Here is a 12,432-nt window from a genome sequence, read left to right as displayed (position 1 = left end):
ACTTAGTCTAGACTATAACTAGATGAAAATTAAGTCTATAAAGGATTACAGTGTGAGTATCGATTTTAGCAATATAAATACCTTGGTTATTGATAATAACAGTAGCATGCGACAAATTATGGTTTCTATGCTCCGAGTGATGGGTATACGTAATATTGTTTCTGCAAACAGTGAAAAGCAATGTTTGGACTTAGTGGCAACTGAAAGTATTAACCTCATTATTAGTGGCTGGGCACCTCCAAAATTAAATGCCTTATCTATTTTGAAAAAGCTACGACAATCAGATAAAACGATAAAAATTCCTTTCATTATTGTCTCTTCTATAATTGAGCAAGACAGTATTAAAGATGCAGTGATGAATGGCGTTTCTGAGTATTTAGTGCCGCCGTTTAATAAGCAAATTTTTGAAGAAAGAATAAATCGGGCACTTAAAATCCCTGTTAAATCATCGGCAAGCAAAGTGACTCGTAAACTCAATGCTAATCGATTCAAAACGATAAAAAATGTTCAAGATTTAGATGTGCTAATTGTTGATGATGTGGCGGATAATATTGAATTAATTCGAAGTCTGATCAAGGATAAATATCATGTTAAGGCAGCCATAAACGCCAAAACAGCCATGAAAATTTGTTTGTCAGATTCACCGCCAGATTTAATTCTTTTGGATATCATGATGCCAGAGGTTGATGGATTGACTTTATGTAAAAAACTTAAAGAAAATCCGATGACTCAAAATATTGTTGTTATCTTTTTGACAGCGCTTTCTGAAGATAGTGATGTGGTAAAAGGGTTATCGCTTGGTGCTGTTGACTATATTACTAAACCCATAACCCCTTCAATTTTACTGGCACGTCTTGATGTGCATACAAAACTTATTCTGAATCAAAGAGCAATACAAACTCAAGTTGACAATTTACTTAAGCAAAATGAATCATATAACAAGTATCGAAACGCTATCTTAAAGGAGTTGCAGGAAGTTTCTCAGGAAAGCGCTAATGCCTTATCTCAAATAGAACAAGTTTCAAGAAGTAAACAAGTGAGTATGCCTATTACTGAATTGAAATATAGTCTTGGAATCAATGATTTTTTGCTTAATGAAATAGAGCTTCTGAAAAGTTTAGAAAGTAATTTTTATCACGTCAGAAAAACAAGAAAAGAGGTGAGTAGTATTGTCTCGCCACTAATCGATATTTTCAGTTTTGTGATGAAGGATAAAAATATTGAGCGCTATGAAACCATTCCTTATAACAATATGATCACCTGTGATGTTCATTTATTTGAAACCTTGTTTATGTGCTTATATAGAAATGCGGTAGAAGCAGCACCACGTGGCTCAAAAGTATCGGTAGAATTAAATCAATATGCTGATTTTTATTTAATGAAAATACATAACATTAACGAGATTGATAGTGAAATAGTCGATTCATTTGATCAATTGTTTGTAAGTTCAAGTGAAAAAAATAGCCCTGGTATTGGCGTCTATTTAGCCTATTTAATTATTGAAAGGTTGGCTGGAGAGCTCTATTTTCATTCCAGCAAAAAATATGGCACAACGTTTTATATCAAAGTGCCCTGTAAATAACCTGAGATTTGCATAAGCAAAGCGTTTCAAGCGGTTATTTTTACTGTCTTCTTCGTTAAATTTACTTGCAATAGACCAGCTATTGACGCGCAAATTTGTCCTGAATACAGCAAAAATTCCTCGCTAGAATTGTCTCACAACCCTAAGTAATTGATTTAATTGGCGTTGCACAATTTCTTATACAAACATCAGGTTAAATAGTTTTTTGGAGTTATTTATTGGTTTGGGATAACTAAGTTAACAACCACAATTAAACAAGCAATAAAGACGATGACCCCTAAAATGCCGACGACAATAAACTGACTTAACTTTCCTTGAGAGAAATCTTTTTCGCGATTCTTATTACTTTGCACACCAAAAAACGCGGCGGCAACACTTTTGATAGTGTTGATCAGAGATGAGGATTTATTGGGCATCAGTACTCACTTAATTTGAATGATAGAGTGAAGCGTTAATGAAAACTATAATGCAGTAGCTCAACTAAGTCTAAGAAGTGAAAGTGTGCTGATTTTTTGTCATTGGAAAGCCAAGATAACCAGCTTTTGTTTTGCATATATGTCGCACTACAGGGGTGTTGACTATGATTCATCGGTAGGTTCGATTCAACAGCCATACATGACGCTAATAAGTTTGCTTGTGTGTTAGCGCTTGAAGTACGGATAAAGTTAATGGATAAGATTAAGGTAAGCGTTAATGCGAGCGAGAAGGTGGTTAGTTTTGTCATCATCCGTTTTGACATAAAAGCTCCATTTAAAGACAAAAAAAAGGTGTTAATGAGAAATATGCTATCTCATTAACACCTTTTTGTCATTAATAGCTCAAATAAATGCTGAGCAACTAATCGCGATTATAAATCGAAATCTACAGCATATGAAACATAAACTGTTGTATCAGTGTTCTCATGATCGCTCACACCAAATGTGAAACCACTTTTTGAAATACTAATACCAAGATCATAACCGTTATAAATGCTTTCAGAGTCATCAGTATCATAGTAACCAGCATTTAAACCAATTTCGATACCGTCTGCATCAATTGTATAGCCAGCTGAGTAATAGATATCATCACCGAAGTCAGCATCCCAATCAGCATCAGCTAAAACGGCAACACCTAATGATAATGCATCGAAGCCAACATTTAAGTAAACTTCAGAGAAGTCAGAGTCGTTAGTCGCGCCAGTAGTGCTAGGGTAACCATAGAAAATGTAACCTACGTCATAGGTAAATGAACCAGCTTCTCCGGCATAACCTGCATAGAAGTCAACTTCTGTAGCACTGTCTAAACTTCCTAACCAAGTACCAGCATAGAAACCTGACTCAGTTTCATAATCAATACCGCCAGATACTGAAGCGCTGTCGTTAGACTGTGTAATACCACGCCATAAGTAGTTAGAAGTTACGGCTGCGTTGGCGCTAAGACCTTCAACTGCAGAAGCAGATGTTGAAACGAAAGCGCTAGTTGCTAAAGCTGAGGTAAGTGCAATGGTTAATAGTGATTTTTTCATGAATCCCTCTTTATTTTTTATTAATTATTAAAACTGCTTTATAACTAGCAAAGATAGTGCCCAAAGATGTTGAATGTAAACTTTATTGATAATAAACAATGGTTTAGTTTGTATTCTTTTGTTGTTTGTTATTTGATTTCTTATGGGGCTTTGCGCCACCTTGGTGCGGCTGGTTTTTAATTGTTCGAAATGGGTGCATTGTTTGGCTTTGATGAATGGTTAGGCAATATTCGCAATTCATGATGGCTTGGGTATAATACGCGCATACTTTTTTTATGAGCATAAATGATGTCATCTTTTTTAATTGCACCGTCTATTTTATCTGCTGATTTCGCTCGTTTGGGCGACGATGTTGCTAAGGTGCTAGCTGCTGGTGCAGATGTAGTACACTTTGACGTTATGGATAATCATTTTGTCCCTAATTTAACCTTTGGACCTATGGTGTGTCAGTCACTTAGGGATTACGGTATTACCGCGCCTATTGATGTGCATTTAATGGTTAAACCGGTGGATAGCTTAATTCCTGAGTTTGCCAAAGCGGGTGCAGATATTATTACATTCCACCCAGAAGCGAGTGATCATATTGATCGTACTTTACAGCTAATTAAAGACAATGGCTGTAAAGCAGGGCTGGTTCTTAACCCCGCAACGCCATTACATTGTTTAGATTTTGTGATGGATAAGCTTGATGTTATTTTACTGATGTCAGTGAACCCAGGGTTTGGCGGGCAATCATTTATCCCCACTACGTTAGACAAATTACGTTTAGTGAAAGAGAAGATTATTGAAAGTGGCCGTGACATTCGTCTAGAAGTGGATGGTGGTGTTAAAGCAAGTAATATTGCTGAGATAGCCGCAGCGGGTGCTGATATGTTTGTTGCAGGCAGCGCCATTTTCTCACAGCCAGATTACAAAGTTGCTATTGATGAAATGCGGGCAGAATTAGCAAACTTGTAAATTGTGCCTCTATTTAGAAAATATAACCGTTAAGCAGTCATAAACTGTTTAAAAGAAAAACCATAGCCAAGGTAAAATACCTTGGCTTGATTTAAAGGAAAATCATGAGTAAACCTATTGTATTAAGTGGCTGTCAGCCATCAGGTGAATTAACTATTGGTAATTATTTAGGCGCATTAAAGCAATGGGTCAATATGCAATCTAGCCATGAATGCTACTACATGTTGGTGGATCAACATGCTATTACAGTGCGTCCTAAAGCAGCGGATTTACGTAAAGCGACATTGGATGGATTAGCTCTCTATTTGGCTTGTGGGGTCGATCCTGAGCAAAGTACTATATTTATTCAATCTCATGTACCTGAGCATGCGCAGTTAAGCTGGGTGCTCAATTGTTATACCCAAATGGGTGAGTTAAATCGCATGACTCAATATAAGGATAAATCACAAAAATCTGAAGCTAATATGAATTCAGGCTTGTTTACTTATCCGGTATTAATGGCTGCTGATATTTTACTGTATCGTGCTGATACTGTGCCTGTTGGGGATGATCAAAAGCAGCATTTAGAGTTATCTCGTGATATTGCAACCCGTTTTAATAATTTATATGGTGATATTTTTACGGTACCAGATCCTTTTATTCCCCAACATGGTGCTCGTGTTATGAGTTTATTAGAGCCGACCAAGAAAATGTCAAAGTCGGATACTAACCCAGGTAACTTTATCGGTTTATTGGAAGAGCCTAAAAAAATCGCTAAGAAAATTAAGCGTGCGGTTACGGACTCTGATGAGCAAGCAAATATTTATTATAATCTCGAAGAGAAGCCGGGTGTCTCAAATCTACTCTCACTACTTTCATGTGCTACAGGCAAGTCAGTTGAAAGCTTAGTGCCTGATTATGAAGATAAAATGTATGGTCATCTTAAAGGTGATGTTGCTGATGCTGTTGTTGCTATGCTTGAGCCAATTCAAACAAAGTATCATCAATATCGTGAAGATCAGGCGTTTCTTGAGCAAGTAATGAAAAGTGGTGCTGAAAAAGCCTCAGCACGCGCCAGCAAAGTATTAACGTCAGTTTATGACGCTATTGGCTTTATCCCTCGCCCATAACCTTTTGGTCACACTGAGTCTTCGGGCACACTAAGCAATCGTATTTCGACTGCTCGTGCCTCACGCTCAGCATGAGCAGATAGCGATAGGGTAACTGTGTTTGGCTCTGTTCGCCCTGAGCTTGTCGAAGGACAGTTTTCTTCCTTCGACCACACTCACTTCATGATAAATCACGAGTTTTATCGGTGCAGATTACTCTGTTTCTGTTGAAGCGGCTTTAGTTGTCTTATCAAAAAGTTTGCTTGCATCATCAATGAACTCATCAACGCTGCTACTTGGTGCAATTAAAAAGCTAGGCATCATTAAGGTAGCATCGTATTTGGGTCTAGGATTGAATTCAGGCTTATTACTATATTGAACAAGATAACTGCCACCGAATAACAATATAGTAATACTTGCGGCGACAATATTTCGGCGTTTGGCCGTCATGTGAAAGCCGATATAGCCATTTAACCAAAATAAACTAAAGGTTAAGGCGATAGATATGGCCATAGTAAAAAATGGTAATATTGAATTACTAGCACTATTAAATATGGCAATATTCTCTATGCCATCGCTTAACCACATTAAATTAAAGAAAGCGAAGCTCACCCCTAACTGTGCCATGACCCTAGCGTCATGCTTAGTTAAATGAGATACCAGTGCAACCCCAGCAGGCCATAAAGCAAAGCCAAGTGTCATGCCCAGAGCAGGTACTAATAATTGGCTGAAATTTACTTCAATGGGTTTGTTTAGATAGAAAATACCCGCTGCAGCTAAGGTAAATATGCTGACAGCTAATATAAGCATTACCGGGTGACGCATTAAGTCGATAAAGCTTTCAAAAGGACTAAATGCAACGGTAGGAGCAACCTTATGATCGCTAAATAAAATCCGTAATTGGCTCTTACCTAAACTGATAATATCGCCATCATTTATTTTATGTTGATTAGCACAGTGCTTTTTTTGTTTTGGATTTTCGACAAAGGTGCCGTTGACGGTTTGATGATCAATCACATGCCAATGACCATCAATAAGCTCAATACTGATATGACTTGGGCAAACATGAGGATCAGATAAAATAATATCGTTATGATAATCACGGCCAATATGTACTTTATTTTTACTCAGTTTATGACGGTGAAGTAGTTTATGACCCTTGCTCACTTCTTCAATGATTAGTTCAGCTGGTATCTCAGTAGGGGTTAACTCAGTAGCTACTTGCTCAGTGTCTAAATGTTCCATTTCGATATTACTTATTTCCATGATACTGCCCCCATAAACTTGCGAGTGAAGGCGAGCGCATTTTTTTGACTGACTCCAGCGATAGTGAAGTGACTAACCAAGGCTTGCTTTTCTTTATCAATAGAAGCACTTAAATAAAGTACATCATATAAGTCAGGAAACTTTTTGTAAGCACGGGTACAAAAAATACTTTTATTATTAATTGCTTGGTTGTCTGGCATAACGAGATCATGATGGCACTGATATTCTGTCACATTATCTTTACCAGCTCTGTTGCCCGCTCCGGCGCGAGAAATTTGTTGCTGATATAACTGATAAAATTTATTGGCACCAATATCTTTTGCTTGCATATAACGAAATTCTACTTCCATCGAGCCGGTGAAAAAACGTGAAGATAGGTAAGTATTCTCATCTAATGAGCAATTAGCGACAGCAGTGAGAATCAAAGCGTCAGTTTTATCGGCATTAGAATCTCCCCAGCAGCGAATAAAAGGCACATCAATAATAGGAATGATACCTTCTTTACCTAAGCTCTTTGCTTCCCAATGACTATTTAATATTTCAGTGATTAATTTGTCTTGATTAGCGGTGAGCTGTTCAGCCATTTGGGCTTCAATAGACTCAGGCGCGGCTTGTTGAAATGCTTGATATAAATTAACGAGTTTATCGTGTGGTACTAAAAAACCAATAGAGTTCCCCGATGTGGCAACATTAATACCGACTACTTCAGCGTCTTTATTGACAACAGGACCACCACTCATGCCTGAGTTAATTGAACCGGTAAAATGAATTTTTTCATTAAACGATTCTTTTTTTAAACCATTGTAAGTACCTGGAACTACAATCATCCCTAAATCATGGGGGTTACCTAACGAGTATAGTTGCTCGCCTTTCTGAGGCGTTGTTGTAGAAAGCTGGAAAAACTCCATGTCTTGACTGATATCGCGTTTAACGAGCGCTAAATCATTAATGACATCAACACTTTGTAAGGCTAACTGGCCAGTATTTCCATCGCTGTCTAGGTATTCAATATAGTATTTTTGAGGGTGAAGCGCATAGCTTGAAATTACATGATAGTTGGTGGCGATAATACCATCTTTACTTATTTGAAAACCTGAGCCAATCGACGACTTTTCACCACTGGCTTTATCGATTAATTTTATTTGATAAAGGGAAGGTTTTAATTGATTAAATAACTGTTCGGCCTGTTCAGCAGCATAACTGCTTGCGCTTAGTAAAATTAATACTAAGGAAAAAAAAACTTTCATTTATGTTCCTACAAAAATATTGTCATCAACTCAATCACCTTAATAACAAAAACTTTGATTAAGATGCTGTTGAGATTAACTATTGTGCCACTGTTTGCGTATTAGTCACTTATTATTTTGTGTATTATTATTTCTAACTTACTCTGCCTACGCATTGAAACCAAAGGGATGAATTTATGAAATTAATCAAAATATTAATAACCACAAGCTTGCTAGGTTATTACAGTCAGATTGCACTAGCAAGTGATGAAAATGAGTTTTGCTTAAGTGGTAACGATTCATGCACGTTTGTTTTATTAACGGATCGAAGTAACGCAGGTGATAAAGCTAAACAGAAGATGCGGATAATCAATAGCAACCGTGCCAATAAAGAGCTGTCTCCATTTTCAACTTTCAAAGTGGTTAATAGTTTAATCGGGTTAGAGATAGGCATTATCAAAAGTAATCAACAAACGTTAACCTATGACAAGGAAAAGTACCCTGTACAACCTTGGTGGCCGTCAGTATGGAAGTTACCTAGTTATACACTAACTACCGCTTTTAAATATTCTATGGTGGCTATTTATCGTCAATTAGCAACGGATATTGGTGCTGAAGCTATGCATAGTTATTTGCAAAAAATGGATTACGGTAATAAGGATATTTCCTCCGGCTTAGATGAGTTTTGGCTTAATGGCAGTATTAAAATTTCTGCTGTCGAGCAAGTTGAGTTATTACAGAAAATTTACCACAACCAATGGGCATTTAAGGCGGAAGCTGTTAATAGCTTAAAAGAAGTGATGTTGGTTGAGACCACAAAGAACTATCGTTTATTTGCTAAAACAGGAGCAGGAAAGGTAGATAGTGGTGACATGCTGGGTTGGTATATCGGTTTTGTAGAGAACCCATTAGGTGTGCACTTTTTCGCCTTTAATTTTGATAGCCCAAGTTACCCGCAAATGAAAGCTAAACGAGAGAAAATTGCGAAAAATCACCTTAAACGATTAGGGGTAATTTATTAACACGCTATAAACTAGCTTTATTGATCTAGTGCAAAAAAGCTGGTTTTTAGGTGTGACAAATTGTCGCGCATTTCACATTTCCTTTTGTTTTAAATAAGTTAAGTCGACAGAATACTTATAATTTAAAAAACAAAAGAAGTGAAAACTATGCGCATTTTTCTTACCCCATCAGCTATCGCTGTAAAAATGGTTTTATTATCAGCAATGGGATCCTCTATTGCTTTTTCTGGACAAGTATTAGCTGATGAAGCGCCTGATATTATCGATGACTTAGAAGTTATCACCATCACTAATCAACGTCATCACGATCATGAAAACATGAAAGATTATGCAGAAGGGCAAACAAGTACGCCTGACTTAGCGGGTTGGTTAGCCTCTGTGCCTGGCGCGAATATCAATAGAAATGGCCCAATTACCGGTATTGCTCAATACCGTGGCTTATATGGTGACAGAGTTGCAACATCACTTGATGGACATCCCGTCATAGGCGCTGGGCCTAATGCGATGGATACCCCGTTAAGTTATTCAACGCCTTTAATTGTTGACTCTATGACAGTGTATCGTGGTGTAGCACCTGTCTCTGCTGGCATGAATACTATAGGTGGCGCTATTGAAGTTAAGATGCGTAAAGCGGAAACCATGAATAATGAAAATACCGAGGTTAATGGCGATGTACAGGCGGGATACCGGAGTAACAATAGCGCCAAAACTTTATCAGCCGTAGCGAATATTGCTCATGGTGACGTAGCAGCATTGTTTTACGGCAATAGCCAAACCGGCGATAGTATGGAAAGTGGTGACGGTATAGTAATAAGCCCAACAGATTTTGATAAAGTACAATTTGGCGGGGATATTCGTTATAGCAGTAATGAAAACGAAATTGGATTAACGTATCACTACACTGATACTGGGGCATCAGGTACGCCTGCTTTACCCATGGATATTGAATATATTGAAAGTCATAGAATTGCCATCGATGGCGCTTTTAATATCAGTGGTTGGCAAGGTGAGTGGCAATTAGGTTATATCGATGCTGATCACGGTATGACTAATTTTTTAATGCGTGAGAATAGCAATTTAGATAAATATCGTCGCAATAATGCCACTGCGGAAACATCAGACTTTAAAGTAAAGCTGGCAAAAAACTTTAGTTTTGGCGAACTTGCTTTTGGCATTGACGGTTATTTTGCTGTTCATGATTCCGTTATTACTAACCCAAACAATATGATGTTTGAAGTAGTGAATTTTAACGACGTAGAAGATAATCGTTATGGTATTTTTACTCAGTGGCAGAATCAATTTAGCGATACTAATGTTCAACTTGGTGTACGACTTAAACGCGCTGAAGCGAATGCAGGTGAAGTGAGCTCATCAATGGCGATGATGGCAAATATGATGGGAATGCTTGCTGGTGATTTGCAAGATGACTTTAATAAAGCCAACCGAAAAGTTTCTGACAATAATGTAGACATTGCCTTAAATACCCAAACCACATTAACCACCAATTTATCTTTTTCAGCGGGCTTAGGTTTAAAAAATCGTGCGCCATCCTATCAAGAGCGTTATTTATGGACACCAATGGAAGCAACCGGCGGTTTAGCTGATGGTCATACGTATATTGGCGATATTAACTTAAAGTCTGAAACAGCATATCAGTTAGATTTAGGGCTAAATTATCAAGATGAAGACTTTATGATTGCCCCACATGTCTTCTATCAATCTATTGATGACTACATCCAGGGTACACCGTTAGCCATGGAAGATATGTCAGCACGAATGATGGCGAATATGATGGCGGGGGATACTAACCCGCTTAAATTTACCAATGTTGATGCCAAGCTATATGGTTTTGATCTAAACGGTTATTTCAACCTTACTGATGAAGTACAACTTTCAACAATTGTGAGTTATGTTAAAGGTGAACGTCGTGATATTGATGATAACTTATACCGTATCGCGCCTTTAAATGGTCAAGTGAACTTACACTACAATGCCGATAGCTGGATGGTGAAAGCGAGTTTAGTGATGGCGGCAAAACAAAGCGATGTTTCAGTAACCAACACCGAACAAAAAACCGCTGGCTATGGCATCGTTAATGTTGATGCGCAATATTTTGTCAATAATGATATTACCCTCCGTTTAGGTGTAGATAATATTTTAGACAAAAATTATCAAAATCATTTAGGAGGTTATAACCGCGTTAAAGGCACTGATATTCCGGTGATGTCACGCTTACCTAATGAAGGGATAAGTGCTTGGGCAGAAGTTACCTACAGCTTTTAATTAATTTGTTTATAAAAAAAACCTGAATTTTCAGGTTTTTTTTATTTGCCGTTTAAGTGTGAAATTAAACCATATCAATATTTAATAGGGAATAAGCCTTTATGAAAAGAGAAATATGATGGCTACACGCTGTAACAAGCAACAAGCGTTAGCTAACTGTACTTCCATTCAGACTATGGAATGGTTTAAATTTAGTTAGATTTTTATACTTTGTCCACAGCAACTCTACTTTGGTTTGTCCTTCAAGCTCACCATCAATTCGTGCTTTACAGAATTGAACAAATTGCTCTTCAACGGCATTTTCTGGTTTACTAAAACCTTGTTCCAACATAAATAATCGTTTCCCAAGTTGAGTTAATAATTCAGATTCAACGATGGTAAAATTTCCTGATTTACTGAACCCCTTCGGAAAATGAGCATCATCGTAAAAGGGGGCTTCAGCAATAAAGCCGTGTATTAACTTCATAGGTATCTCTGTTGACATGACTATATCTTTTGGCGGATTATGCGGCTATCTGCATTAGCTGTAAAACAAATAATAATTATCGTTACGATAAGAGATAACATAATGGATGTAGAATTAATTAAAACATTTTTAGAGGTTAAAGATTGTCGTCACTTTGGTAAGGCGGCTGAAAACCTTTACCTTACTCAAGCAGCAATTAGCACTAGAGTTCGCCAGTTAGAAAGATACTTTGGTGTGCCATTGTTTCATCGTGCCCGTAATAATATTCAACTAACGTTAGCAGGCGAAAGATTAGTTCCGCATGCTGAAAATTTGCTAAATACATTACGAATGGCTAAACAAGATGTAGCGTTGGCGTCAGAGCAAGTAGCGCAAATATCTATTGCAGGCACGCCTAATACTTGGGATGTGTATATTCATGATGCAATATCAAAAATATATATCGATCAGCCTCAGGTTAGTTTAATTGCTGAAATTTTATCGCGTGAACAACTCACGAGGCAATTACTAGAGCGTACATTAGATGTTGCCATTTTGTTCGATCCTCCCAAAGTGGAAGAACTCAAAATTGAACCCTTGCACATGTTTAAATTAATTCCTGTAACAACGTTTAAAAATAAAATATCGGCCCCTTCGGAGGTTCAACGTTACATCATGATTGATTGGGGAACTAGCTTTATCAACTGGCATGCAAAAGAAGTCAGTGGCATATCTATTCCTGCAATTAGAACAAGCACAGCAAGAATAGCACTAGATCTGATGTTGCAATGTGGTGGTAGTGCATATCTCCCGGATAACCTTGCTAGACCATTTATTGAGCAAGGGACATTATTTGATGTGGAAAACCTACCGGTATTTGAACGGGAAATTTTTAGTGCGTTTCATAAAGAGAATGAAAATGAAGAGCGTATTATTGAAATTAAGAAACTATTAAGAAAAGATGATCCAGAAGCGCCTGCAATAATGACCCCTTAGCACCTCCTTTTATTATCCAACCATTTTCAAAGTAAAATATTTTTATCGTTAGCTTAAAAATAT

General features: G+C 37.4%; 12 protein-coding genes. 6 read left to right on the top strand and 6 right to left on the bottom strand.

The genetic code is table 11. The features are described from left to right. Positions 1-52: 52 nt before the first annotated feature. Positions 53-1,582 (top strand): response regulator, encoded by a 1,530-nt coding sequence (locus AC27GZ_RS03105; RefSeq protein WP_487093407.1) that lies wholly within the window; start codon positions 53-55, stop codon positions 1,580-1,582. 215 nt (positions 1,583-1,797) lie between these two features. Here the strand turns inward: AC27GZ_RS03105 and AC27GZ_RS03100 are convergent, their stop codons facing one another. The 3 genes from AC27GZ_RS03100 to AC27GZ_RS03090 form a co-directional block, all read right to left on the bottom strand. Beyond that, positions 1,798-1,998 (bottom strand): DUF2970 domain-containing protein, encoded by a 201-nt coding sequence (locus tag AC27GZ_RS03100; protein WP_487093406.1) that lies wholly within the window; start codon positions 1,996-1,998, stop codon positions 1,798-1,800. A 35-nt stretch (positions 1,999-2,033) separates the two neighbouring features. Beyond that, positions 2,034-2,321 carry a hypothetical protein gene (locus AC27GZ_RS03095; protein ID WP_487093405.1) on the bottom strand — a complete coding sequence of 96 codons (288 nt, stop codon included), beginning with the start codon at positions 2,319-2,321 and terminating at the stop codon, positions 2,034-2,036. A 108-nt stretch (positions 2,322-2,429) separates the two neighbouring features. Then, positions 2,430-3,086 (bottom strand): TorF family putative porin, encoded by a 657-nt coding sequence (locus AC27GZ_RS03090; RefSeq protein ID WP_487093404.1) that lies wholly within the window; start codon positions 3,084-3,086, stop codon positions 2,430-2,432. A gap of 288 nt (positions 3,087-3,374) precedes the next feature. Between AC27GZ_RS03090 and rpe the strand changes: the two genes are divergently transcribed. Together rpe and trpS are read left to right on the top strand one after the other, a co-directional pair. Next, a complete protein-coding gene (rpe, locus tag AC27GZ_RS03085; RefSeq protein ID WP_487093826.1) occupies positions 3,375-4,043 on the top strand; it encodes a ribulose-phosphate 3-epimerase in 669 nt (222 codons plus the stop codon). A 101-nt stretch (positions 4,044-4,144) separates the two neighbouring features. Continuing rightward, on the top strand, positions 4,145-5,152 hold the full coding sequence (gene trpS / locus AC27GZ_RS03080) for a tryptophan--tRNA ligase (RefSeq protein WP_487093825.1): 1,008 nt from the start codon (positions 4,145-4,147) through the stop codon (positions 5,150-5,152). Between the two features lie 192 nt (positions 5,153-5,344). Here the strand turns inward: trpS and AC27GZ_RS03075 are convergent, their stop codons facing one another. After that, positions 5,345-6,397, bottom strand: coding sequence for an FHA domain-containing protein (locus AC27GZ_RS03075; protein WP_487093403.1), 1,053 nt, complete (start codon positions 6,395-6,397; stop codon positions 5,345-5,347). Continuing rightward, entirely contained in the window at positions 6,388-7,644 is a 1,257-nt protein-coding gene (locus tag AC27GZ_RS03070) for a S1 family peptidase (RefSeq protein WP_487093402.1), read from the bottom strand. The genes AC27GZ_RS03075 and AC27GZ_RS03070 overlap by 10 nt, the downstream gene beginning before the upstream one ends. Positions 7,645-7,820: 176 nt before the next feature. Here AC27GZ_RS03070 and AC27GZ_RS03065 point away from each other — a divergent pair, with 176 nt between their 5' ends. Together AC27GZ_RS03065 and AC27GZ_RS03060 are read left to right on the top strand one after the other, a co-directional pair. Then, positions 7,821-8,645 carry a penicillin-binding transpeptidase domain-containing protein gene (locus tag AC27GZ_RS03065; RefSeq protein ID WP_487093401.1) on the top strand — a complete coding sequence of 275 codons (825 nt, stop codon included), beginning with the start codon at positions 7,821-7,823 and terminating at the stop codon, positions 8,643-8,645. A 147-nt stretch (positions 8,646-8,792) separates the two neighbouring features. Then, positions 8,793-10,928: a TonB-dependent receptor gene (locus tag AC27GZ_RS03060; RefSeq protein WP_487093400.1), complete on the top strand. Its 2,136-nt coding sequence runs from the start codon at positions 8,793-8,795 to the stop codon at positions 10,926-10,928. A 148-nt stretch (positions 10,929-11,076) separates the two neighbouring features. On the opposite strand, the gene maoP is transcribed toward AC27GZ_RS03060, so the two are convergent. Further along, positions 11,077-11,412 (bottom strand): DUF413 domain-containing protein, encoded by a 336-nt coding sequence (gene maoP, locus AC27GZ_RS03055; protein ID WP_487093399.1) that lies wholly within the window; start codon positions 11,410-11,412, stop codon positions 11,077-11,079. Positions 11,413-11,496: 84 nt separating this feature from the next. Between maoP and AC27GZ_RS03050 the strand changes: the two genes are divergently transcribed. Beyond that, complete coding sequence (locus AC27GZ_RS03050) at positions 11,497-12,369, top strand: LysR family transcriptional regulator (RefSeq protein WP_487093398.1); 873 nt, start codon at positions 11,497-11,499, stop codon at positions 12,367-12,369. Positions 12,370-12,432 lie beyond the last annotated feature (63 nt).

It is taken from the genome of Colwellia sp. SU-HH00943 (assembly GCF_057546125.1).
The sequence above is the reverse complement of the archived record's forward strand: the minus strand, read 5'-3'. Positions and strand labels throughout refer to the sequence as shown.

Coding starts and splice junctions, on each gene's coding strand:
- AC27GZ_RS03090 (WP_487093404.1), bottom strand. CDS start 3,086: ATGAAAAAATCACTATTAACCATTGCACTTACCTCAGCTTTAGCAACT.
- AC27GZ_RS03095 (WP_487093405.1), bottom strand. CDS start 2,321: ATGTCAAAACGGATGATGACAAAACTAACCACCTTCTCGCTCGCATTA.
- rpe (WP_487093826.1), top strand. CDS start 3,375: ATGTCATCTTTTTTAATTGCACCGTCTATTTTATCTGCTGATTTCGCT.
- AC27GZ_RS03070 (WP_487093402.1), bottom strand. CDS start 7,644: ATGAAAGTTTTTTTTTCCTTAGTATTAATTTTACTAAGCGCAAGCAGT.
- maoP (WP_487093399.1), bottom strand. CDS start 11,412: ATGTCAACAGAGATACCTATGAAGTTAATACACGGCTTTATTGCTGAA.
- AC27GZ_RS03060 (WP_487093400.1), top strand. CDS start 8,793: ATGCGCATTTTTCTTACCCCATCAGCTATCGCTGTAAAAATGGTTTTA.
- AC27GZ_RS03050 (WP_487093398.1), top strand. CDS start 11,497: ATGGATGTAGAATTAATTAAAACATTTTTAGAGGTTAAAGATTGTCGT.
- AC27GZ_RS03100 (WP_487093406.1), bottom strand. CDS start 1,998: ATGCCCAATAAATCCTCATCTCTGATCAACACTATCAAAAGTGTTGCC.
- AC27GZ_RS03075 (WP_487093403.1), bottom strand. CDS start 6,397: ATGGAAATAAGTAATATCGAAATGGAACATTTAGACACTGAGCAAGTA.
- AC27GZ_RS03065 (WP_487093401.1), top strand. CDS start 7,821: ATGAAATTAATCAAAATATTAATAACCACAAGCTTGCTAGGTTATTAC.